General features: G+C 56.9%; 20 protein-coding genes and 1 tRNA gene. 14 read left to right on the plus strand and 7 right to left on the minus strand.

Annotation, left to right across the window (positions count from 1 at the left end; all coding sequences use genetic code 11):
• Position 1: 1 nt before the first annotated feature.
• A complete protein-coding gene (locus PM04_RS07275) occupies positions 2-1,366 on the minus strand; it encodes a diguanylate cyclase (protein ID WP_038005006.1) in 1,365 nt (454 codons plus the stop codon).
• An 82-nt stretch (positions 1,367-1,448) separates the two neighbouring features.
• Here PM04_RS07275 and PM04_RS07280 point away from each other — a divergent pair, with 82 nt between their 5' ends.
• From PM04_RS07280 to PM04_RS07310, 7 genes are all read left to right on the plus strand, one after another.
• On the plus strand, positions 1,449-1,727 hold the full coding sequence (locus tag PM04_RS07280; protein WP_038005008.1) for a DUF3572 domain-containing protein: 279 nt from the start codon (positions 1,449-1,451) through the stop codon (positions 1,725-1,727).
• Positions 1,718-2,467, plus strand: coding sequence for an HAD family hydrolase (locus PM04_RS07285; RefSeq protein ID WP_052068242.1), 750 nt, complete (start codon positions 1,718-1,720; stop codon positions 2,465-2,467). The genes PM04_RS07280 and PM04_RS07285 overlap by 10 nt, the downstream gene beginning before the upstream one ends.
• A gap of 58 nt (positions 2,468-2,525) precedes the next feature.
• Entirely contained in the window at positions 2,526-4,094 is a 1,569-nt protein-coding gene (locus PM04_RS07290; protein ID WP_038005010.1) for a trimethylamine methyltransferase family protein, read from the plus strand.
• A 130-nt stretch (positions 4,095-4,224) separates the two neighbouring features.
• Positions 4,225-4,851, plus strand: coding sequence for a heme NO-binding domain-containing protein (locus tag PM04_RS07295; RefSeq protein ID WP_052077291.1), 627 nt, complete (start codon positions 4,225-4,227; stop codon positions 4,849-4,851).
• The gene (locus PM04_RS07300) at positions 4,848-5,858 is read left to right on the plus strand and encodes a GGDEF domain-containing protein (RefSeq protein WP_038005012.1); all 1,011 of its coding nucleotides are present in this window, start codon (positions 4,848-4,850) and stop codon (positions 5,856-5,858) included. Before PM04_RS07295 ends, PM04_RS07300 begins: the two co-directional genes overlap by 4 nt.
• Positions 5,859-6,056: 198 nt before the next feature.
• Complete coding sequence (locus tag PM04_RS07305; RefSeq protein WP_052068253.1) at positions 6,057-7,304, plus strand: lipoprotein-releasing ABC transporter permease subunit; 1,248 nt, start codon at positions 6,057-6,059, stop codon at positions 7,302-7,304.
• Positions 7,297-7,986: an ABC transporter ATP-binding protein gene (locus PM04_RS07310; protein ID WP_038005014.1), complete on the plus strand. Its 690-nt coding sequence runs from the start codon at positions 7,297-7,299 to the stop codon at positions 7,984-7,986. The genes PM04_RS07305 and PM04_RS07310 overlap by 8 nt, the downstream gene beginning before the upstream one ends.
• On the opposite strand, the gene PM04_RS07315 is transcribed toward PM04_RS07310, so the two are convergent.
• On the minus strand, positions 7,975-8,808 hold the full coding sequence (locus PM04_RS07315; protein ID WP_324618316.1) for an alpha/beta hydrolase: 834 nt from the start codon (positions 8,806-8,808) through the stop codon (positions 7,975-7,977). The two genes, PM04_RS07310 and PM04_RS07315, sit on opposite strands and share 12 nt — an antisense overlap.
• Before the next feature lie 112 nt (positions 8,809-8,920).
• Positions 8,921-9,205 carry an SCP2 sterol-binding domain-containing protein gene (locus PM04_RS07320; RefSeq protein ID WP_038005018.1) on the minus strand — a complete coding sequence of 95 codons (285 nt, stop codon included), beginning with the start codon at positions 9,203-9,205 and terminating at the stop codon, positions 8,921-8,923.
• An 89-nt stretch (positions 9,206-9,294) separates the two neighbouring features.
• Between PM04_RS07320 and PM04_RS07325 the strand changes: the two genes are divergently transcribed.
• The 5 genes from PM04_RS07325 (at position 9,295) to PM04_RS07345 (ending at position 14,200) form a co-directional block, all read left to right on the plus strand.
• A complete protein-coding gene (locus tag PM04_RS07325; protein ID WP_038005020.1) occupies positions 9,295-9,864 on the plus strand; it encodes a tetratricopeptide repeat protein in 570 nt (189 codons plus the stop codon).
• Between the two features lie 12 nt (positions 9,865-9,876).
• Entirely contained in the window at positions 9,877-12,639 is a 2,763-nt protein-coding gene (locus PM04_RS07330; protein WP_038005022.1) for a helicase-related protein, read from the plus strand.
• Between the two features lie 3 nt (positions 12,640-12,642).
• The gene (locus PM04_RS07335) at positions 12,643-13,017 is read left to right on the plus strand and encodes an RNA-binding S4 domain-containing protein (protein WP_038005024.1); all 375 of its coding nucleotides are present in this window, start codon (positions 12,643-12,645) and stop codon (positions 13,015-13,017) included.
• A gap of 63 nt (positions 13,018-13,080) precedes the next feature.
• On the plus strand, positions 13,081-13,419 hold the full coding sequence (gene fdxA, locus PM04_RS07340) for a ferredoxin FdxA (protein ID WP_038005026.1): 339 nt from the start codon (positions 13,081-13,083) through the stop codon (positions 13,417-13,419).
• Positions 13,420-13,690: 271 nt separating this feature from the next.
• The gene (locus PM04_RS07345; RefSeq protein ID WP_038005028.1) at positions 13,691-14,200 is read left to right on the plus strand and encodes a CarD family transcriptional regulator; all 510 of its coding nucleotides are present in this window, start codon (positions 13,691-13,693) and stop codon (positions 14,198-14,200) included.
• A gap of 48 nt (positions 14,201-14,248) precedes the next feature.
• Here PM04_RS07345 and PM04_RS07350 read toward each other — a convergent pair whose 3' ends face one another.
• The gene (locus tag PM04_RS07350) at positions 14,249-14,998 is read right to left on the minus strand and encodes an adenosylcobinamide-GDP ribazoletransferase (protein ID WP_038005030.1); all 750 of its coding nucleotides are present in this window, start codon (positions 14,996-14,998) and stop codon (positions 14,249-14,251) included.
• An 89-nt stretch (positions 14,999-15,087) separates the two neighbouring features.
• Between PM04_RS07350 and cobT the strand changes: the two genes are divergently transcribed.
• Positions 15,088-16,089, plus strand: a complete 1,002-nt coding sequence (cobT, locus tag PM04_RS07355) for a nicotinate-nucleotide--dimethylbenzimidazole phosphoribosyltransferase (RefSeq protein WP_038005032.1) — start codon at positions 15,088-15,090, stop codon at positions 16,087-16,089.
• Positions 16,090-16,143: 54 nt separating this feature from the next.
• Positions 16,144-16,219: transfer RNA gene (locus PM04_RS07360), tRNA-Thr, on the plus strand.
• A 253-nt stretch (positions 16,220-16,472) separates the two neighbouring features.
• Here PM04_RS07360 and PM04_RS07365 read toward each other — a convergent pair.
• From PM04_RS07365 to PM04_RS18170, 3 genes are all read right to left on the minus strand, one after another.
• Positions 16,473-19,781: an error-prone DNA polymerase gene (locus tag PM04_RS07365; protein WP_038005035.1), complete on the minus strand. Its 3,309-nt coding sequence runs from the start codon at positions 19,779-19,781 to the stop codon at positions 16,473-16,475.
• Positions 19,781-21,325: a DNA polymerase Y family protein gene (locus tag PM04_RS07370; protein ID WP_234702817.1), complete on the minus strand. Its 1,545-nt coding sequence runs from the start codon at positions 21,323-21,325 to the stop codon at positions 19,781-19,783. The genes PM04_RS07365 and PM04_RS07370 overlap by 1 nt, the downstream gene beginning before the upstream one ends.
• A 1,881-nt stretch (positions 21,326-23,206) precedes the next feature.
• Positions 23,207-23,401, minus strand: a 195-nt coding sequence (locus PM04_RS18170; RefSeq protein ID WP_235281427.1) for a hypothetical protein, incomplete at its 5' end; no start/stop codon positions are given.

Consider the following 23,401-nt stretch of genomic DNA (forward strand, 5'->3'; position numbering starts at 1 on the left):
GTTAAGCCGAAACAATCACACTGTTTCGACCTGTGGCTTTGGCCGTATAAAGCGCGCGGTCAACAGACTTGAGGATTTCGTCAATGTTGTGGTTGGCGCCTGACAGCATGGTTACCCCAAGGCTGAGCGTCACGCTGACGTGTCCGCCGTGGCCATTGGGAAGCTGCAATGTCTCAATCCCGCTGCGCAACCGCTCGGCGATGATGCGGGCCTGCTCAACACTGGCTTCTGGCAGAATGGCTAGGAACTCTTCGCCACCAATCCGGGTGACAAGGTCTTCTCCGCGTAGACTGGCGCGGAGGGTTGCGGCGACCTCCTTGAGGATTTGATCGCCAACCAGGTGGCCGAAGGCGTCGTTCACGGTTTTGAAGTGATCCACATCAATCATGATTGCGGCGGCATCGGTTCCGGTTTCTTTGCATTGGCGGGCGACACGCTCCAGATGGCGCATGCCGTAGCGACGATTGTAGAGCCCGGTTAGGCTGTCCGTGACTGCAAGGCGTAGCCCGTCATCGAGCGTGGCGCGCAGCCGATCGGCGCGTGTTTTTCGTTCCAACTGGGTGCGGATGCGGACGGCCAGTTCGGGTGCAAGAAACGGCTCATAACTGATGTCATTCGCCCCAAGATCTAGGGCCGTTGCGGCACGTTCACTGTCGCCGTGGGGCAAAACGATAATGATTGCGCTGTGGCGTGTGGTGGCGCGCGACCGGAGGTCAGACATCAGGCGCAGCCCGCCGTTGCGTTCCTGCTGGTCGACGGAAATGACAAACACATCAGGCACGTTATCATCGGAAGTTAACCTTAATGCATCGTCGCCGGTTCCATAAGTGATGTCCTTGAGCATTCGGTCGTCGAGCCGTTCTTTCCATGCTTTGCTGGCCGCGAGGGTATTGGCCACCAACATGACGCATGCGGCTTTCTTTGAGGACGTGCTCTCTTCGGGAAAGCCCAATTCTGCAAAAGTCGCCTCACGTAAGTGCAGTTCGCGTTCTTGATCCCGGGCGCGCAAAAGGCTGCGGACACGGGCCAGCAGTGCAATCTCATCCACGGGGCGAGATAGGAAATCGTCGGCGCCTGCCTCAAGGCCCGCCATCCGGGAATCGTTGTCGTCTAGTGCAGTTATCAGGATGATTTTGATGCCTGATGTGACCGGGTCAGCCTTGAGCTTGGCGCAGACATCGAGCCCGGAGCGGCCGGGCATAAGGACATCCATCAAAATGAGGTCAGGTTGCATGCGCCGCGCAAGAGCCAGCGCTTGGTTGCCATCCTCTGCCATGATTGTTTGGTACTGCGCTGCTGACAGCTTTACCTTGAGCACGATCCGATTGGTCGCAACGTCGTCAACAATTAGGATCTTGCCGGTCATTTCTTCGCCTTACGCCTTTACGCATCTGTAACTGAACAGTTAGGGATAAAATGCTTAATATTTCCTTTCCAAAGGGTAAAAAATGCAAATTGAGGCGGCAGAAACGATTGCGGCACGGGCTCTGGGCTGGATCGCGGGTCAGGACGGGCTTCTTGAGATATTTCAAGGGGCCACTGGGGCCGGACTGGATGACATCAAAGCCCAAGCAACGTCGCCCGAATTTTTGGCAGCGGTGCTTGATTTTCTCCTGATGGATGATGCTTGGGTAACGGGCTTTTGTGAGGCTGCTTCGCTGCCATATGAAACGCTTTTGCGCGCCCGTGCCGCTTTGCCGGGAGGGGATCTTCCACATTGGACATAACATCAAAACTTGATCTGCGCGGACATGCTGTCCTGTTCGACAAAGACGGCACTTTGTTCGATTTTACAGCGTCTTGGGCGACGACATCAGCAGAGATTTTGCGTCGTTTGGCCGACGGTGACACCGCGCGCTTGCACGCGATGGCGCAGGCGGGTGGCTTCGACCTTGCGACGCAGACATTCCGGGACGATTCGATCATCATCGCAGGTACCGCAGCAGAGCTGTTCGATATGCTGGCCACGTCCGGAGACCTGCCGCTTGCGCATGTGCGGCGCGTGACAGATGCGGCCGTGGCCAGCGCGCAGATGGCACCTGTGAAAGGGCTGTTGCCCGCGCTTGAGGCGCTTGTGCACGCGGGTGCTAAGCTGGGTGTTGTGACAAACGATTCCGAGGCCGCGGCGTTGTCACATCTGCAGGCGACCGGCATCCTTAAGTATTTCGAAACTGTGGTCGGCTACGACAGTGGGTACACTCCAAAACCTGATCCAGGGTCATGCTTGGGGGCGGCAAACCGGCTGGGCGTCGCGGCTGATCGGTGCATCATGGTGGGCGACAGCACCCACGACCTAGAGGCGGGTGCTGCTGCGGGCATGACGTGCCTTGCTGTGTTGACGGGTATCGCGCGGACACCGACCTTGGCGCCGCTCGCGCATGCGGTGCTGCCGTCTGTGGCGGAGATTCCGGACTGGCTGAATGATTGGCGGTCGTCCAAAGAAAACGACAGCAAACGTCGCCTTTGACACATAAAGCGGCGAGCTTGACGCGTTAACACTGGTTTGCGCATCAAGGAGAGCCACAATGACGACCGACACCGTTTCAGAAGCCCCCAAACGCCGCCGAGCCGGAGGCCGCCGCGGGCACGCCGATCGTGCAGGGGGGGCGGTGATCGAACAGATGCCGTTCAAGCAGCCCTTTAACCCCGATCCCTTTGTCGAACCGCTCAATGAAGACGGTGTTCAGGCAATCCACAAGGGGGTTGTTCGGATCCTCAAAGAGATTGGTATCGGGTTTCTAAATCCCGAGGCTTGCGCAATTCTCAAGGAAGCTGGGTGTAAGGTTGAGGGTCATACCGTCTTTATGGACGAAGATTTCCTGATGGAAATGATTGGTCGCGCCCCATCGCAATGGACCGTGACGCCCCGAAATCCCGACAAAAAGATTGTCATCGGTGGCCGCCACATGGCCTTTGGCAACGTGTCGTCGCCGCCGAATTCTTGGGATCTAAAGCGCGGTAAACGGTCGGGCGATATGGCAACATATGTCGATTTTATCAAGCTCACGCAGTATTTTAACTGCATCCACTTCGCGGGCGGCTATCCGGTTGAGCCGATTGATGTGCACGCACGCGAACGTCACCTTGATTGCTTGTTCCACAAGCTCACGCTGACGGACAAAGTTCCGCATGCTTACTCGTTGGGTCGTGAACGCGTTGAAGACGTGATGGAAATGTGCCGGATTGCCGGGGGCCTGACGCGCGAAGAGTTCGACGCCAAGCCGCACATGTACACCAACATCAACTCTGTCAGCCCGCTCAAGCATGATTTTCCGATGCTCGAGGGCGCAATGATCCATGCCCGGCGCAATCAGGGTGTTGTGGTAACGCCCTTCACGCTAGCGGGTGCCATGGCGCCAGTGACCATGTCGGGGGCCGTCGCGCTGAGCCTTGCCGAAGGCCTCGCGGCAATTGCGCTGCTGCAATACATTAACCCTGGTTGCCCGGTGGCCATCGGGACGTTTACCTCGAACGTTGACATGAAATCCGGCGCACCTGCCTTTGGCACGCCAGAATACATGCGGGCGACGCAGATGACGGGGCAGATGGGGCGGTTTTATGGGCTGCCGATCCGGTCTTCGGGTGTGTGCGCGGCCAACGTTCCAGACGGGCAAGCCATGTGGGAGACGTCCAACAGCCTTTGGGCTGCGGTTCAGTCGGGCTCAAATATGGTCTATCATGCGGCGGGTTGGCTTGAGGGCGGTCTGATCGCCAGCCCCGAAAAATTCGTGATGGATTGTGAGGTAATTCAGCACATCCAGCGGTATTTTGACCCGGCGCTCACCTCGACAACACCTGACGATATCGCGGTTGAGGCCATAGCGGAAGTTGGCCCCGATGGGCACTTCTTCGGTTGTCAGCACACGCAAGAACGGTATCAAACGGCGTTTTATCAACCCTTTGCGAGCGACTGGCGTAACTACGAGGCTTGGGATCTGGCCGGTGGTGTGTGGACCGCAGAGCGGGCGCATAAAATATCACGCGATATCATCGATGGATTTGAGGCCCCGCCGATGGACATCGCTATCCGGTCCGAGCTGGTGGATTTCGTGGCGCGGCGTAAAGCCGAAGGTGGCGTGCCGACGGACTTTTAAGGATTTAAAGCTGACAAGAGAGGCCGCTGCGTGTGATGCGCAGCGGCCTTTTTTATGAATTTAGGTCTGAGCCGCTAATGCTTTTTATTAGCGCAGAGCCTTTGCGATTTGTTAAACTGGACGTGTTTTTATGCTGCCACAGCTTGAGGACAGATACGTGCATGGCCTGATTAACAAATCGGTGCAGGGTTTCCTGATATCGAACCACGGCAATGATGCGTGGGCTGAGATTGCGCGCATGGCAAATCTCCCTCCGCAGGGCTTTGAAAGCATGCTCACCTATCCCGATAGCATGACCGATAAGGTACTAGATGCGGCGTGTACCTACGTTGGCTGCACGCGGGCATCTCTGATGGAAGACATAGGCGTGTTCCTTGTCACCCACCCTGATCTGGAAGCGGTGCGTCGGTTAATGCGCTTCGGCGGACCTACCTTTGAGGACTTTATACTTTCACTGGATGAAGTGCACGATCGCGCCTGTTTGGCTGTGCCTGAACTGACCTTGCCTAGGATCAGTTTGAAAGACACAGGCGCAGGTCAATACGTGATCACCACCCAATGGCAGGTGGTTGGGGCCATTTCGCTTGTATCGGGTGTGCTGCGGGCGATGGCGGATGATTATGGTGCGCTTGTTGTTTTGGATGCTGGGCCGCATTTGCACAGTGACGGCAGGATCATGGAAACACTTTCGGTGTTTATTGCAGAGCCTGAATTCGCTGCCGGACGCAGTTTTTCATTGGCGGAGCGTTTGGCATGACAAGTACAGTTTCATTGGGGTTTGATGCGCTTAATGGCCTGATGCCGATGCATATTTTGATCGACAAATTAGGCATCATTATACACGCGGGCCCTACGGCGGCGCGGCTTCGGCCGGAGCATGATTTAATCGGGATGCGGCTGTTTGATGTGTTAACCTGTGTGCGCCCGGCTTGTGATGGCGGCTTCGAAGATTTGCGGCAGGTGATTGGCCAGCCTTTGAAATTACAGTTTCGCGCGGCCCCGCACACGCGGCTCCGGGGGCTTTTGCATCCATTGGACGACGGGCAATTGCTGTTAAACCTGTCTCTTGGATACTCTGTGGTGGAGGCTGTCTCGGACTATGCGTTGACCAGTCGTGATTTTTCGCACTGTGATCCAACAGTCGAAATGCTGTTTTTGATTGAGGCAAAATCAGCAGCGCTTAGTGAATCCAAAAAGTTAAACGCCCGTCTAGACGAAGCGCGTGAGGCGGCGCAGATGCAGGCTGAAACGGATGCTCTGACAGGGTTACACAACCGTCGCGCAATGGATCAGCGGTTATGCGATATGACCCAAAGCCGCCGTCGGACAGAGTTTGGCTTGATGCATCTGGACTTGGATTTTTTTAAGCAAGTCAATGATACGCACGGGCATGCGGCTGGCGATCATGTCTTGCTAAAGGTGGCTTCGATCTTGCGCGAAGAAACTCGCGCAAATGATTTGGTCGCGCGGGTTGGCGGCGATGAATTCGTCCTGATCTTTCCCGATTGTACCGATGTGACCCTTCTTGACACGATTGCGGCCCGTATCATTGCCCGATTGGAGGAGCCTATCCCGTTCGGCTCTCAGCAATGTCGTATTTCCGCAAGTATCGGGACGACGATTTCGTCGCTCTATTCGGAGCCAGATCCTGATCGGATGCTCTCGGATGCAGACACGGCCCTCTATCAAAGCAAGAACGCCGGTCGCGCCCGACATACTCTGTTCAAAGACGCCTTCGAGGCGGATGATATGGTGGCGCACTGAGGCATGTATGAACGCGCTTTTGCCGATGGGGCATGAGCCATCGTTTACTCAGGCTTGACCTCTTGGGCGCAGCAGCACAGGTTGCGCGCAACGCCCGAGCAGGATTTAGCGGCAATGTCCCCCAACTCTCAAAACGACTACAGCAACAACGCATACGCCCCATCAGGGCGAACCGCGCCTTTTGCGGGTTTTGAATGGATGATCGCTTGGCGCTATCTGCGTGCACGTAGGTCCGAGGGTGGGATCAGTGTTATGACGCTGATTTCATTGATCGGCATCGCGCTGGCGGTGTTTGCACTTATCGCAACTCTCGCCGTGCGTGCTGGGTTTCGCTTCGAGTTCGTGGACACAATCGTCGGGGCTAACGCCCATGTTGAGGTGACATCGGTTGGCCAAGTCCTGCCAAACGGACAACTAACGCGGACCCTAGCGGACTATGAGGCCATCGCCGCACAGCTTGCCGCGGTTCCCGGCGTTATCCGCGCAACTCCTGTGATCAAGGGCCAAGTGATGGCGGCGGGTTCCGGGCGCAACGCCGGGGTTGAAGTTATTGGCATCACCGCGAGCGACTTGGCGACCATCCCGCGCCTCGCTGAGCCCGAGGTAAGTCTTGGAGACCGGGATCGTTTTGACGAAGGTCTGGCTATCGGATCTGGTGTTGCACGGCAGTTGGGCGTGGGCGTTGGAGACCGCATTCGGCTGATTTCGCCCAACGGTGTGCAGACGGCCTTTGGGACCAGCCCACGTGTGAAGGCCTATGAAGTCGTTCATATTTTTCAGGTGGGCCGATGGGATATTGACCGGGTGCGTGTCTACATGCCCTTTGCTGAGGCGCAGGCCTATTTCAACCGCGCACAGGTCGCTGACGCCATCGAAGTCGCGGTGATTGAGCCCGAGCGGATAGACGACTTCACCCTGCCATTGCTTAGCGCAGGGGGCGAGGATTTGTTGCTTTGGACGTGGAAAGACAGCTCAGGCGCTTTCCTGCGCGCGCTTCAGATGGAGGATAACATTATGTTTGTGATCCTCTCGATCCTCGTCTTGATTGCCGCGCTCAACATCACCAGTGGCTTGATTATGCTGGTGAAAAATAAAGGGCGTGACATCGGTATCCTGCGCACAGTAGGGCTGTCCGAAGGTTCAATCCTGCGGATTTTCTTTATCTGTGGGGCCAGTGTGGGTGTTGTGGGAACCGCCATTGGGGTGGTTCTGGGATGTTTGTTCGCCATCTACATCGACCCTGTGTTTAACCTCGTGAACGCTGCGGCCGGGGGGGGCGTTTGGGATCCGTCCATTCGGTATATCTCGGCTCTACCGGCACGGCTTGAGCTTGGCGATGTCCTTAGCGCGGTTGCCTTGTCGCTGGCGCTCAGTTTTGGCGTCACCATTTTCCCGGCCCGCCGCGCGGCGCGGATGAACCCGGTTGAGGCCTTGCGCTATGAGTGATCCGATGCTGCGCTTGAGTGATATCAAGAAATCCTACAACGCCGGTCAAGCGACTGAAATCAAGGTGCTCGATGGTGCAAACTTGACGGTAGACCGGGGTGAGATCGTGGCCTTGGTCGCGCCATCTGGGGCTGGAAAATCGACCCTACTGCACATTGCGGGTCTGTTGGACACGGCCGATAGCGGCACGGTCGAGATAGCTGGGCAACCGCTTCAACGCGCCTCGGATGCGGAGCGGACACGCATGCGCAGGCGGTCCGTCGGGTTTGTGTATCAGTTCCATCATCTGCTGCCTGAATTCACCGCGCGCGAAAACATCGTGCTCCCTCAGCTGGCCAATGGGGTGCCAAACGTGCAAGCAGCGGCACGCGCCGACAATCTGCTCGATAAAGTCGCCCTCGCAAAGCGAGCGGGCCATCGTCCGGCCGAAATGTCAGGGGGCGAGCAGCAGCGCGTCGCTTTTTGCCGGGCTTTGGCCAATAATCCGGGCTTGTTGCTGGCGGATGAGCCGACGGGAAACCTTGATCCCGGTACGTCCGATACGGTTTTCGCGGCGTTGATGGGGCTGGTTCGGGAAACCGGGCTCTCCGCCGTGATTGCGACCCACAACCTTGAGCTGGCGGCGCGGATGGATCGTCAGGTGCGGTTGGATGCGGGCAAGATTGTCGCTCTAGACGAATAGCTCGGCGCAGCCGTCGAACAGCGCGCCTCGCACGCTCGGGCCTTCCATCGCGACCTCATGTTCTGCGTCCTGAACGATGTGCAAGGTGCTGCCTCGCCACGCGTTCATGCGGATCTCGATCGCATCGGCCTCAACGATACGCTCAGCCGTTCCTAGCCAACAGGCGCAGGGCAGATCAGGGGCGGCTTCGCGTGCAAGTGCGTGCATCTCGCGCAAGGCTGCATTGAGCCAACCTAGTGAAGGCCCGCCAACGAGTAACTCAGGGTAGGCGGCAGTTTGCGACTGCATCCACGCGAACATGTCTTGGTCCCGGGTTAGGGGGTTGGCTTCAAATGGCATCGACGTGGGCTCGGCCGCTGCATCAGTGCCTGGGGCATAACGCCGGGACAGCCCCGTGTTCACTGCGATGGCGGAGCCAATCCAAGCAGCAACCCTTGTGCGATACTTAAGCTCTAGCCCCCACATTGGTGCAGAAAACGCAACGGCTTTGACGGGAAGGCCGCGCATCAACGACCGCAAACCGATACAACCACCCATTGAATGCGCGAACAGGTAATATGGCTCAGGTAGGCCTGCGTCGCGCGCAACGGCTACGGCTGCATCGACGTCGCGTTGGTATTCGTCAAAGTTGGTGACATGGCCCAGTTTGGTGTCCGGCGTTGCCCGATCCGCAAGGCCCTGCCCCCGCCAATCAATCGCTAGACTAGCCAGCCCTCGCACCGCGAACTCTCGCGCGGCGTCCGAGTATTTCTCAATGTATTCTGTGCGCCCCGGGAAAATCAGGACCGTGCCGCGCGCACCTGTGATGGGCCAAAGCCCCACTCTGATCCTCACGTCGTCCGAAGTGTGCGCCCAGACCGCGCGGCCCCCTTTGGGACCGCGGCTGATGTCACTGTGATAGGGCGCTGGTTCGAACATCTGCGCGCTTGGGGGATCAGCTAAGAGCCGCGCCCAGCTTCATGGCCGTTGCCATATCGCCGTCCACGGTCAGCTTGCCGCCCATAAACGCGGCGGTTGGGTTGATCTCACCTGAGATAATGCCGCGAAACGTGTCTTCATCGGCCGTTAGGGTGCATTCTGCGTCGTCGTCACCTGCGCGCACGCCATCTGCGTCCACCATGATGGCGCCTTCGTTCTCAATCACAAATTTGGCAGACCCATCGAAGCTTTCGATCTTGCCTGCCAGAACGTCTACGGCCGAGTTCACGATGTCGCTCATGTCTATTCTCACTTTTTTGTCCAAATGACGCTTTTGCCTGCGCGCTTTTGCTCGCATTTCCGGCGGCGTGGTCTATCCTTACAAATAAGATGGAACACCCCGTACGAACTCTCAACCGCCTATTGGCAATTCTGTGTGCTGGTTACGTCACGTTTGTGGGCGCGGCCCATGCACAAGGGCCTGATGGCGATGCACGCGAGCTGCTCGAAACCTTGCGTGAGGCACCTGTCGAGGAGGCCGCCCGGTTGACCGGCGAAATCCTTGAGCGGTGGTCACACTCTGGGTCTGCGGCCTTGGATTATTTGTTGTCTCGTGGGCGGGACGCGTTGGACGCTGAAGATTACGGCGCGGCCATTGAACATCTGACGGCGCTCACCGATCACGCACCCGATTTTGCCGAAGGCTGGAACGCTCGGGGCACTGCGTTTTTTCTGACGGAACGGTTCGGCTTGGCGGCGGCAGATTTGGAACGCGCGCTTGCTCTGAACCCCCATCATTTTGGCGCGCTGTCGGGGCTTGGGGTCATTTACGAACGCATTGATCAGCCCAAGGCTGCTTTGCAAGCTTTTGAGGAAGCCCTCAAAATTCACCCACACATGGAAGACGTCAGAGCCGCGGTGGAGCGTTTGCGCGCTCAGACCCAAGGCGTCGCTCTTTAAGAAAGCCAAACAATGGATCGTGCTGGGGTGACGGCTGTTTTAGGGCCGACGAACACCGGAAAAACGTATTACGCGATTGAGCGGATGCTGAGCTATAACTCCGGGATCATCGGGTTACCGCTGCGCCTGCTTGCGCGCGAGGTGTATGATCGGATCGTGGATCTGCGCGGACCAGGCGTGGTTGCGCTTGTCACCGGTGAGGAGCGGATTGTACCGCCGCGGGTGAAATACTGGGTGTGCACAGTAGAGGCGATGCCGCAGGGTGTGGGCGCGGATTTTGTCGCGATTGACGAAATCCAGCTATGCGCCGATCCGGACCGAGGGCATGTGTTCACCCAGCGATTGCTGGAAATGCGGGGCACCCATGAGACGCTGTTTATGGGTGCGGATACCATGCGCGGCCCGATATCGGAGCTTGTACCAGAGGTGCAATATGCGCGGCGGGATCGGTTCTCGGACCTGACGTATACTGGTCCGAAAAAGATCAGCCGGATGCCGCCACGCTCTGCAATCGTTGGGTTTTCGGTGGATCAGGTCTATGCAATCGCCGAATTGTTGCGTCGCCAAAAGGGTGGGGCGGCTGTGGTCATGGGCGCGCTAAGCCCCCGCACCCGAAATGCGCAGGTTGCGATGTACCAAAACGGTGAGGTCGACTACTTGGTGGCGACGGACGCCATCGGCATGGGCCTCAACCTCGATATTCGCCACATCGCGTTTTCATCCACGACCAAATTTGACGGCCGACGGATGCGCCCGCTTGCGCCCAATGAATTGGCCCAAATTGCGGGGCGAGCAGGGCGCTATATGACGCCGGGCACGTTTGGTGTGACCGGTGAGGCGGGCGCGATTGATGACGAAACAGTTGCGGCCATAACAGCGCATAATTTTCGCCCAATCCAAAAGCTACAATGGCGCAACAGTCGCCTCGACATGGGCTCACCTGAGGCGTTGATCGCCTCGCTAGAGGCCCCATCAGATGATCCGATGCTGGTTCGCGGGCGTGAGGCGGATGATGTCGGCGCGCTTAAGGCGATCTGTGATCTGGAGGGCATTCGCGTGCGCCTGCGCGACGCGCGCGATGTGCGGCTTTTGTGGGATGTGTGCCAAATACCCGACTTCCGCGGTATCTCGTCATCTGAGCACGCGGGCCTTTTGGCACGCATTTTTGAGTTCCTGCATGATGGTGGGGGTGTGCCCACGGATTGGTTCGCACGGCAGATCAAACGCATCGACCGGACGGATGGCGACATTGACACATTGTCGAAACGTCTGGCGTTTATACGCACATGGACGTATGTGGCGCAGCGAAAGGGCTGGGTGGCCGATGAGAGCCATTGGCGCGACGCCACCCGTGCTGTAGAAGACCGACTGTCAGATGCGCTTCATGGTGCCCTGACGCAACGATTTGTTGACCGGCGGACAAGTGTCTTGCTTCGGCGGTTGAAGATGAAGGAGGGCCTGGTGGCCGACATTAACGATAAAGGCGAGGTCATGGTTGACGGCGAAATGCTCGGCCGCCTCGAAGGATTCCGCTTCCGTCAGGAGGCCAGCGCCACGCCGGACGAAGCGAAAACCGTCCGTCAAGCTGCCACCACTGCGCTTCGTCCCGAGTTCCATTTGCGCGCGGACCGTTTCTATAACGCGCCGGACACGGAGATGGATTTCACCGAGCAAGGTGGCCTGATGTGGGGCGACCAAGCGATTGGTAAGCTGGTCAAAGGCTCCGAGGCGCTGAAGCCCACTGCCGAGGCTTTTGTCGATGATGATGCCGGTCCAGAGGTTGCGCAAAAAGTGCAGCGTCGTTTGCAGCACTTTATCGATCGCAAAGTTGCAGCCGCGTTTGAGCCGCTACTTGCGATGTCCAAGGACGATAATGTCACCGGGATTGCTCGGGGCTTTGCGTTCCAAATGGTCGAAGCCATGGGGGTTCTGCCCCGCGCAAGCGTCGCTAACGATGTGAAGGCGTTGGACCAAGATGCGCGTGGCCTGTTGCGTAAGCATGGTGTCCGCTTCGGTCAGTTCACTATTTTTCAGCAACTGCTGCTAAAGCCCGCGCCGACGCGTTTGCGGTTGGTGCTGTGGTCGCTTTGGAATGACTTGCAGGAATTCCCCGAAGCCCCGGCCCCCGGTCTGGTGACTGTGCCAAACCTGACGGACATGCCGCAGGGGTACTATGCTAACGCGGGCTACGTCTCTGCTGGGCAGCGTGCGATCCGTATCGACATGCTGGAGCGTTTGGCGGACATGCTGCGGACGATGGACACACGCGGCGGCTTTGAAGCGACCGCTGATATGCTGTCGATTACCGGCATGACGCTGGAGCAGTTTGCTGATCTGATGCAAGGTTTGGGTTACAAAGCCGAGCCGGGAACCCGTGAAAAGGTTAAGGCAAAAGCCAAAGAGCTGACGGCTGAGGAAATCGCTGCTGAAGTCGCCGCGAAATCAGAGGCCGCCGTTGACGCTGCGCCGGTTGAGGATGTCGCGCCTGCTGAAGGTGTTACTGAGGAAGCACCTGCCGAAGCCGTTGCAACAGCGCCCGAAGGCCCGGAGATGGAGAGCTTTTATACGTTCTCGTGGGAGCCAAAGCGCCGTCCGCAGCAAGGCAAAGGTCGTCGCGATGATGCGGCGCCGCGCAAAGGTAAGGGCAAGCCTCAAGGCAAGTTCAAGCGTGATGACGGACCTCGCACTCATTCTGCCAAGCCAAAGCGCAAGGAAAAGCCGGTTGATCCGGATAACCCATTTGCTGCGGCACTTGCTGGCCTCAAGACTAAGTAAGGCATGACCGAGCCTACTGCGAAACAGCGACTTGATAAGTGGCTCTGGCAGGCGCGGTTTTTCAAAACACGAGGACTTGCGGCGGCCATGGTCGGCGCAGGGCACGTACGGGTCAATGGCGAAAAAGCCAGTAAACCGGCGGCACAGATCAAGGTTGGCGATACGCTGACCTTTAGCCAAGGCACCCGCGTCCGAATTGTGAAAATCCTGGCTCTTGCGACGCGCCGAGGCCCCGCGCCTGAGGCGCAAGGGCTCTACGAGGATCATTCGCCCGCGCCTATGCCCAAGCCAGATGCACCGCCCGAGCGGATCGGGGGACGTCCCACCGGGAAAGATCGTCGCAAAATCGATGCTTTACGCCCACGCGCGCTTGAATGATTGTTATGCTGCGTTTACATCGGCCCCGGTGGAATTGCCCCGCAACCGAATGAGACATGATTCATGACCTACGTCGTCACCGACAACTGTATCGCCTGCAAATTCACAGACTGCGTTGAAGTCTGCCCCGTTGATTGCTTCTACGAAGGCGAGAACATGCTGGTGATCCATCCCGATGAATGCATCGACTGTGGTGTTTGCGAGCCAGAATGCCCTGCTGACGCGATCCGGCCCGACACTGAGCCAGACATGGAAAAGTGGGTTGAGTTCAACCGCAAGTATTCCGAGGCTTGGCCCGTAATCATCACCAAAAAAGACCAACTGCCCGACGCAGAGGCGCTGGACGGTGTTGAGGGCAAGCTTGAGACTCACTTTTCCGAGGCTCCTGGCGAAGGCGGCTGATAGCCCGTACTGCCGCTACGTAAGGGCGATTTAAGCAGGGGTTGCATCGCCTTTTAGGTATGCCAATCGCCCTATCGCGACCGTGGTGCTTTATCAAAAGCGTATTTTGTGGTATACCCTCACAATAGGTTGGCCCCGCCAGCCCGCGATCCAGCGCTGCCGCATCGGATCCAATTGAAACGCAGAGAATGCAATGTGCCTCTGGAACACGATTTCCTAGGGCGCAATTTTGTCGGTCTGCAGACTATGAACGCAAAAGAGGAGCCTGCCCATGAGCAAGTCCAACAACGATTTTCATCCGGATGAATACGTGGTCTATCCAGCACACGGTGTCGGCCAGATTGTGTCAATCGAAGAGCAGGAAATCGCCGGACTGACCTTGGAATTGTTTGTCATCTCGTTCGCGAAAGACAAGATGACGCTTCGGGTTCCGACCCATAAAGCCACCGAAGTGGGTATGCGCAGCCTGTCGTCACCTGATGTTGTGTCGCGTGCGATGGACACCCTAAAGGGCAAGGCCCGCGTGAAGCGTGCAATGTGGTCCCGCCGGGCGCAGGAATACGAGCAAAAGATCAACTCAGGCGATCTGATTTCCATCGCGGAGGTCGTGCGCGATCTGCACCGTGGTGATGACCAGCGCGAGCAAAGCTATTCCGAGCGTCAGTTGTACGAAGCCGCTCTTGAGCGGTTGACCCGTGAGCTGGCCGCCGTGGATGGCATTGAGGAATCTGGCGCGCAGGAGCGTGTGGATAGTGTGCTTGTGGCCCGTGCCGCAGCCTAAGCGAGCCGGATATGAATTGGTGAAAGGCGTCCCTCGGGGCGCCTTTTTCTATTGTGTGAGGATGGCGGCAAACGCCGTGAGGCACAGCAGTTCCGCTACAACCTGTGCGGCACCTAAGACATCGCCGGTTTGACCGCCGATCTTTGACTTTGCGAGCATGCCTACCGTGATCGCAACAAGCGCGACGAGTGCTAAGCCTATCAAAGTAGCGAGCGGTCCAACGCAACCAAGTGCGATGAAGGTGGCAATTGCGCCTGATATTGCCGCCGTGGCCCGGGTTGGTCGTCCTGTTGTGTGAGAGAGCCCTGTGTCGCGCGCGTTGGGTAGGGCGGCCATGAGTGCGGGTAGGGGGGCACGCGATAACGCCGCTGTAGCCACAAGTGCAAAGGGCGCGACCCCCAGCAACGCGCCCCAAAGCGCCCAACGCCACAGAAACGCGAGGACCAATGCGATTACGCCGTATGTGCCAATGTGGCTGTCCTTCATGATCTCTAGTCTGCGGGCGGGCGTCCATCCGCCCCAGAACCCATCAGCGGTATCCGCGAGGCCATCTTCGTGCATCGCACCCGTTATCATGACCTGTATCACCAACCCGACCGCAACTGCGGCCATCCCCAGGCCAAGCGCCATGAGGCCCGTTGCCGCCGCAACCGCAATGCCGCCCACCACAAGTCCGACAACCGGAAAAGCCCAGGCCCATGTGGTCGATCCAGTCTTGGAAAAGTCGGCATGGATAGGCAGCCGTGTGAGCAACGCGCAGGCGCGCCGGAAGTCCCCTAAGATGTCGACTGACGTCATTTTAGTCTCTTTCCCTCTAAGCATGGCGGCGATAGACCGTTTTCGTGCGGTTCGACCCGTGCTTAGCGAACGACAGCAGAGAGTCCCAGATGTTTACAACGACCGCCGAGTTTCTTGATCTTTTACGCAGCGCTCCGGGGCCTCATCCTCAAGCGCAGTTGGACGCAGCGGATCGCAATGCGCAGTTGACCAAGCCCCCGGGCGCACTTGGTCGGCTTGAGGACCTTGCTCAATGGTATGCAGGGTGGCGAGGTGATGCACGCCCCTCAATTGATGCGGCTCAGATCGTAGTTTTTGCGGGTAATCACGGTGTGTGCGCGCAGGGTGTGAGCGCGTTTCCGTCCGAAGTGACGGCGCAGATGGTGTTGAACTTTCAAGCGGGTGGTGCGGCGATCAACCAGTTGGCTAAGGCTGTTGGTGCCCGGCTTGATGTTCATGCGCTGGATCTTGACCGCCCAACCCAAGATTTCACCCAAGCGCCTGCGATGACCGAAGCGGAACTGGTTTCGGCGTTGCGCGCAGGCTGGGATGCTGTGCGCCCCGAGACGGACCTTTTGGTCGCGGGTGAAATGGGCATTGGCAATACAACGTCGGCAGCCGCGATTGCCTGCGCGCTGTTTGGTAAAGAACCTGCTGACTGGACGGGGCGGGGCACTGGTGTGGATGACGCGGGCCTCGCGGCTAAGACCGCAGCTGTTTCGGCGGGTATCTCGCTACATGCGGGGCGGACCGGGTTGGACGTATTGCGGTGCCTTGGAGGGCGCGAGATCGCTGCCATGGCCGGTGCGATCGCGGCAGCGCGGAGCCGCCGTATCCCAGTTATTTTGGACGGTTTTATTTGTTGCGCGGCTGCTGCGTGCCTTGCGGCCGAAGCGCCAGACGCACTGGCGCATTGTGTAGCGGGCCATAAGTCTGCGGAGGCTGCACACGGCGAAGTCCTTGACGCACTTGGCTTGTCGCCTTTGCTGTCGCTGGACATGCGTTTAGGTGAGGCTTCGGGCGGGGCAACTGCAATTTCCATCTTGCGCGCTGCCGTCGCCTGCCATTCTGGGATGGCGACTTTTGCAGAAGCTGGGGTCGCAACAGAATAAGTTGTATTTCGGGTCTTGCAGGCGCCAATAAATGGCGTTATCCGCTCCCCCAGTGCCCCTATAGCTCAGCTGGTAGAGCAACTGATTTGTAATCAGTAGGTCCGCGGTTCGAGTCCGTGTGGGGGCACCATTTTCCTCGTAAAGCAAGTTCTTACCCGGTTGGCCTTTGGGGCGATCTGGTTCGATTCATTTGTGGAAGCAGCGTGCATGCGTGGCGTCGGCGCAACAGTTGATTTCTGTTAGCTACTAGCGACGGTTTAGATCCTTAGATGGGCGGGAAGCCGACTTTCGCGGTATCAAGCCTTAATAGCTGCAATGCGGTACAATTTGCGAGTTCGCTTTAATTGCGTCCATGTCTGCTTTGACACGTCCATACCTAGTTTTTAATGGAAATCGCGCGACTTTGGAATGACACGCGCATTGCGCGGATGCCCTCGGATCCCAACCTGTCCAGGGAGCGGGTGCGTTGGATGGTCCCCGCGTGTTGTGATCGCTGGCAGTGTGGCGTCTGATAGCGCCGCAAGGCGCTCGCTGCGGTCTTGTAAATCATCTGCAACGACATGAGTGACGCGCCCGTCGGTTTGCACCCGTCCTTTGGCGACCAGCAGCCGTGCGGCCATAATGATAGGGCGATAAGCTTGGAACATCTTGGGCCAGATGACGAGGTTTGCGACGCCTGTTTCATCCTCAAGCGTGATAAAGCAAACCCCCTTCGCGCTTCCCGGTTTTTGCCGCACCAACACGAGCCCCGCTAGAGATACACGTTGTCCATGATACATATGGGTTAAGTCTGATGATGCGCTAAATCCCTGTTGTTGCATGCTGGCGCGGTAGAATGACATCGGGTGCGCTGTAAGTGATAGCCGAAGGGTTTGGTAATCCGCGATTACGTGTTCGGCCTTTGGCATTTTGGGCAACGTCACTTTTGGATCATGCCCGCGTGTGCTGGCCTTTGCATGATCGAAAATCGGCAAAGCCGGGGCATCTTTCAACGCCTGCAATTGCCAAAGCGCTTGACGGCGGTCGATCCCCATAGAGCGTAGCGTATCAGCCGCAGAGAGCTTGCCTATGGCTTTTACGTCCAAACCTGCGCGCTCTTTCAGGGTGGCTATGTCATCGTATGGCGTGTCACGCATGGTGACGATCTGATTGGCGGCGTCTTTATATAGACCGTTGACCAATCGCATGCCCAACCGCAAAGCGAACCCATCACTACAGGGTTCTAACGTGCAATCCCAATCAGAATAGTTCACGTCCACACCGCGGACCTCGACGCCATGCTCGCGGGCATCGCGGACGATTTGTGCTGGCGCGTAAAATCCCATGGGTTGTGAATTCAGCAATGCGCAGGCAAAGGCTGCTGGATAGTGACATTTCATCCAGCTTGAGACATAGACTAGCTTGGCAAAGCTTGCTGCGTGACTTTCGGGGAATCCATAGTCGCCAAAGCCTTTGATCTGGTCAAAACAGCGCTGTGCGAACACAGGATCGTACCCGCGTTCAACCATATTACCAACCATCTGTGATTGTAGCGTCTCAATGGTGCCACGTGACCGGAATGTCGCCATCGCTTTGCGCAAGTCATTGGATTGGGCAGGCGTGAACTTAGCTGCGTCCATGGCAATTTTCATGGCTTGTTCTTGAAAGATCGGGACCCCCAAAGTGCGGCTAAGAATTTTCTTTAATTCATCTTGTGGGTGCTCTGGGCCGGGGCATGGATAATCGACCTCTTCGATCCCTTGCCGCCGCCGCAGATAGGGATGGACCATATCGCCTTGGATTGGTCCGGGGCGCACTATCGCGACTTCGATCACCAAATCATAGAAAACACGCGGGCGCAGTTTGGGCAACATCGCCATTTGCGCGCGGCTTTCGACTTGAAACACGCCTAGGCTATCGCCTTTGCACAACATGTCATAGGTGGCCGTGTCTTCTTGGGGGACGGTGGCGAGTTCAAACTTCTGGTCAAAATGTGCTTGAAGCAGATCAAAGCATTTGGCGATACAGGTCAGCATTCCAAGTGCCAGAATATCGACCTTGAAGATGCCAAGCGCGTCGATGTCATCTTTGTCCCATTCGATGAAGCTGCGTTCTGGCATGGCTCCATTCCCGATGGGGACGATCTCTGTCAGGGGGCGTTCTGTCAGGATGAAACCACCCACATGCTGGGACAGATGGCGGGGCATCCCAATCATTTGCTTGGTCAGTTTCAATACGATCCGAAGATAAGGATCAGATAGATCAAGCCCAGCTTCTTTGGCGCGCTCATCATCCATTTGCCCTTCAAAACTGCCCCAGATAGTGCTCGCAAGTTTTGATGTCACATCCTCTGACAACCCCATCGCTTTGCCAACTTCACGAATGGCAGAGCGTGGGCGGTAGTGGATCACCGCCGCGCAAAGTCCCGCGCGATGTCGGCCATATTTGCTGTATATGTATTGGATTACCTCCTCTCGACGTTCGTGTTCAAAGTCCACGTCGATATCGGGAGGTTCGTCGCGTTCTTCGCTGAGGAAGCGTTCAAACAGCACGTTGGTCTCATTGGGGTCAACGGAGGTGATGCCAAGGCAAAAGCAAACGGCCGAATTCGCCGCCGATCCGCGTCCTTGACATAGGATTGGTGGTTCTGCCTCGTGCCGTGCAAAGCGGACAATGTCGTTGATTGTTAGGAAATACCGGGCGATGTCCTTGCTTTTGATCAGTGCAAATTCTTTTTGGATCAGGGCGATGACATGATCCGGCGTGCCATCTGGATAGCGTGTTTTCGCCCCCTTCCATGTAAGCTGTTCTAGCTGATCTTGGGCCGTCTTTCCCATTGGTACGATTTCATGCGGGTATTCATATTTGAGATCTGTCAGCCTAAACGTAATTTTATCGGCAAGCGCGCGCGTTGCAGAAATCGCGTGTGGCCAATCGGCAAACAGGCGGCACATCTCAGCGGGTGACTTGAGGTGGCGTTCGGCGTTTGCCGCCAGCAAAAAACCTGCCTTTGGGACTGTTACACCTTCGCGAATTGCGACCATCACGTCCTGGAGTGGGCGGCGTTCGGGTGCGTGATAGAGAACATCATTTGTTGCCAGTATCACCAAGCCATGTGCGCGAGCGAGCGCATCCAGCCGGTTAATTCGCGCGCGATCGTTGCCACGATAGAGGTATGTCGCGCCAATATAGGCCATATCGGGTAGCGCTTTTATCAGACGCGGTAGGCCGGCGGCGAAAACGTCCAAATTTTCAGGTGGCATCACGATCAGATGCAGACCTTCGGCATAACTGCTTAGCATTTCCAAAGTCAGATGCGTCTCACCTTTGTCCTGCCACATGCCGTCTGCCGTCTGCATTTTCCCTTGTGACAAGAGTGTGGACAGCCGCGCATAAGCATCACGGTCTTGCGGATAGGCTAGTAATTCTGTTCCACACAGTAACACTAGACGCGCACCGATTAGCGGATGTACGCAGGCCTTTGCGGCCTCTGTATGAATGCGCACCACCCCAGCGAGTGTATTGCAATCCGCGATTCCCATTCGGTCGTAACCAAGCGCATTCGCCGTTGATGTAAGATCAACGGCATCTGACGCGGCCCGTAAAAAAGAAAAGCAACTGGCCAGTCCAAACTCGACATAGGCGCTAGGTGGGTTCGGCGTAAAACCTTCATCGCTCAAGGTCCGGCGCGGATGTCCCTCTTGCAGCGGCATTAGGCAAAAAATCCGTGCATAAACCAACGAGGATCATCCCCACGTCCGTCATGCAGCACGCCTTCGCGGTAAAGCCAAAAGCGGCGGCCATCCTGCACCTCAACTTTGTAGTAATCACGCAGGCGTGTGCCGGGGCGGTCACGCCACCACTCAGGCGCGATGCGTTCCGGTCCGGCGTGCCGGGTTGATTTATAAAGCACACCACGCCAGCGAAATTGCGATGGCGGACCTTCGGGTACGGCGTAGATCACTCGGACTTCTTCTGGGGGCGCAAGGACGCGGAGAGGCCGTTCGTGCAGTAATTCTGGGGCCTCGCTGGGAGCACCTTGCAAGGCAGGCACGCGTCCTTCAATACGTTCGGGTATATGGCTTTCGTGCCATGTCGACCACGTGATCTTCTCGCGTCCCAACCGCGCGCTAAGCCTGTCGATTAAGCCTGTGATATCCGCCTGTGCATCGCGTTTGCCATCAAGGTTTTCTTGGATGCGCAAAACAGGTTCAACCTGCGTAGCCTCAAGCGTCAGCAGATCGAAGCCGAAACCGGGATCAATGCCATCAAGTTTGCCATCAAACAGGCGCAGTAGATGGGCCGCATCACGGCTGGCTTTGGCTGTTGCCAATTGCACTGTTCGGCATTCGCTATCGATCCGGTAAATCGTTAACCGCATGACGCGCGCACCCTGTTCTGCGTCAGCCAATTGTTCACACAGATTATCGACAAGGCCTTTAAGATGCGGAACGGGATCAATCACAGGCTCAGATAGACGTGTACGCGCTATAAACTGCACATGATCAGGCGGCGCGTTTAACGGGTCAGGGCTGGCTCCGTATGCGCGGTCCATCAACATCAACGGGTTTTGATCTGCTGGTATATTTGCAAAACGCTGCATTAAGGCGGCACGTGGTACGGCGGCCAACGCACCAATGGTTTTCAGGCCAAGCCTATTCAGTAGACGTGTTGTATCAGGCGTCAGGCGCAACGCCTTAACGGGGAGTGGCGACAGCGCCAATGCCAAACCCCTTTGCCTGCTGATATTATTCGAGGTGCTATAGCGCGCTAGCGCTCGTGCGGCCATTGGTGTTGGGGCCATCGCAACCTTGGCAGTCAACCCCTGCATAGCAAAGCGTTGGACCATATCAGCCAACATCCGCGCCTCACCGTCAAATAGATGCGCGGCCCCTGTGACATCCAGATACAGCCCATCGGTCCCATCCTGTACGGTCCACGGACACCACCGCCTGGCCCAATGCACGAGGCGTTGCATTAGAGCTTGATCACCATCTAGGTCAGCGCTTTCAACATGCAAATTGGGGTGGATCGCCTGTGCATCGACTATACGATCGCCAATTCTGACACCGCGTTCTTTTGCGCTTTGGTTGGCGCTATAGATTACGGGACCATGACTGCCCTCATGTGACAGCACAACAGGAACGTCATCGCTCGGCGCTGTTCGGTATGCGCTGACCACCCGTTTCCAACGGTCCATAGTCAGATCGGGAAACCAGACTGAGGCGATCTGTTTTTCTTGCAGCTTGCGGGTCATAGCGCGCGACCCAACGGCCCGGATTCCGGCCCCTTGCGCGGAATAGGTCTAGATCCCATTGGGCAACGCCGGGGGCTTGCGAGTCGTACGGATTGGGCGGGGACGGCAGCGATGCCACCCGCCACCGCGCACGTGCTGCGCTCAGTACACCGGGATCGCCACTTCGGATCAGATAGAGCGGTACGCCTGACGCATCGGCCCGCATCACAAGGCGTTTTGTGGACGTGAAATTCAATACAGCTGGTGCGCCATGCACTTCGCCGATAACTGCAGACAGACTCGCGCAGGTTGCGGCTTCTTCCATAGTCCACAGCACATCGCGAGGATGGCTGACGGTGACGCGTAAGACAGGCTGCGTGATGCGCAAAGACCGCAGGCCTGGCGCATAAAGCTGACCATTCTCGCGGCGTGAAGCATAATCTTGCACCCATATGATTGGGCGATCTGCTTGGCCCAATTCTCCAAGAACAAAACCAATTGCCGCCGCTTCGGCAGGTTTTTGACAAAAAACATCTGTCAGCGCGGATTGCCCAAAAGTGACCGGCTGAGGAAACGGCAAGACTTGCCCATATGAAGAATCGGCTGGCATACACATACAATATTGTTCATGCTTTGTTCTTGCCTGCAAGATTGTAATAGTCGAAGGTCAGATGAAACGCGGCATGGGTTATTTCGGGCTCGAAGCTAATACTCGCAGCATAGGGCACGCATGTCTGGCTTGGCCCATCACTCACAAACCCCATATCTCGCCTTTACTACCTCCAACTTTTGGGTGGCGCGCTCGGGATTTCGCTCAATCTCACGCCCAATGTGGTCGGCTGTGCCTGCTCAATGTTAGGGCGGACGTACCTCAAGCCATAAAGGGCAGGGCAAGGGCATTGCAGGACACTCGAACACCCCACTCATCGCTATTGCCTCGCGACTGTTTCAGGAACTAATTTTCGCCCAATGGAGTGCTGGGTTCTGTGCTGAATAGATAGGTATATCGGTCGCGCGCACCCGTTTGGGCAGCGAGCATAGTTAGGCCGTTATGTCTGAAAATTCCTACATCTTGGTGATCAAGTTTGCTTTGCTCTTAGGCGTCCCGAAGCTTTGCAGCCACTGTATCGTTGACCATCAACGGGAACGACACATCGAGACCATCAAATCCTTTTTTTGTCCTATTTCTGTATTTCTAGAGGGGGGGGTACAAAGCCCCCCCCCTTTTGGTTAGCCGCACAGCGCGCGTGTGCGAGTTGGTGCCCGTAGCGCGCGGCCCTCCCGCCATATGGAAGCTCTGGTCCACACGGGTGCTCGATAGTTTCAAAGGTATGCGTCGAGTCTGATGTTTGAAGGCGTATGCTGAACGCGGCGCAAAGCGATCCATGCCTGAACATCGGCAAGTCTGTAACGCACGGATTGAGCGAATTGTGAAGCGGTGGACCATTGCCGGCCACGCGCCATTTTGGGATAGTGCGCACGGACTGACAGGTCAGCTTTGCAACTTGTTTTTCGTTCAGCATCTGCATGTAATGCGCCGCTGAGCGATCGTCTGATATAACGCTTGGCTCCTCCTAGTTTAGATGACTATACGCTAAGAGATCTCTGGTTATGTCCTCAAAAAGCGCAGGGCAAAAACTCCTCCAAAGTCAGGCGGCTTTTGACCAGTGCAGCGACGCCTAGCCGAGATACATCGCTTCATGGCCGGTTTAATCTGCAAAATCGTGATGGACGCATCCAAGGCGTGTGTCATTGCTGCGACGAAACACGAGGCATCGCTTACTGGCTGCGAAAGATGGAAGATTTGGGAAAAAGCGTGCTCCAAGTCACGGGCCATATAATTCCAAGCTCTCGGATCCAGTTGTTGAACGAGGTGCCATTATTGATGTGGCGATTTTTCATCTACGCATCCCGCGCTGAAATCTCTGCAACGATCGAGATGACCTCTAAAAGATGATCCTTTGAAATTGTAATTTCTTTACCAGGCATTGGAAGGACAAACGTCACTTCTCGGTCGTGAGGGTCACAATTAAAACTGGGCTCATATTCATAGACCCTCGCTTGATCTGAAGGGACGGTAAGCGCGTCGTATTCGAG

This window comes from Thalassobacter sp. 16PALIMAR09 (assembly GCF_000765485.1).
GTDB classification, from domain to species: domain Bacteria; phylum Pseudomonadota; class Alphaproteobacteria; order Rhodobacterales; family Rhodobacteraceae; genus Thalassobacter; species Thalassobacter stenotrophicus.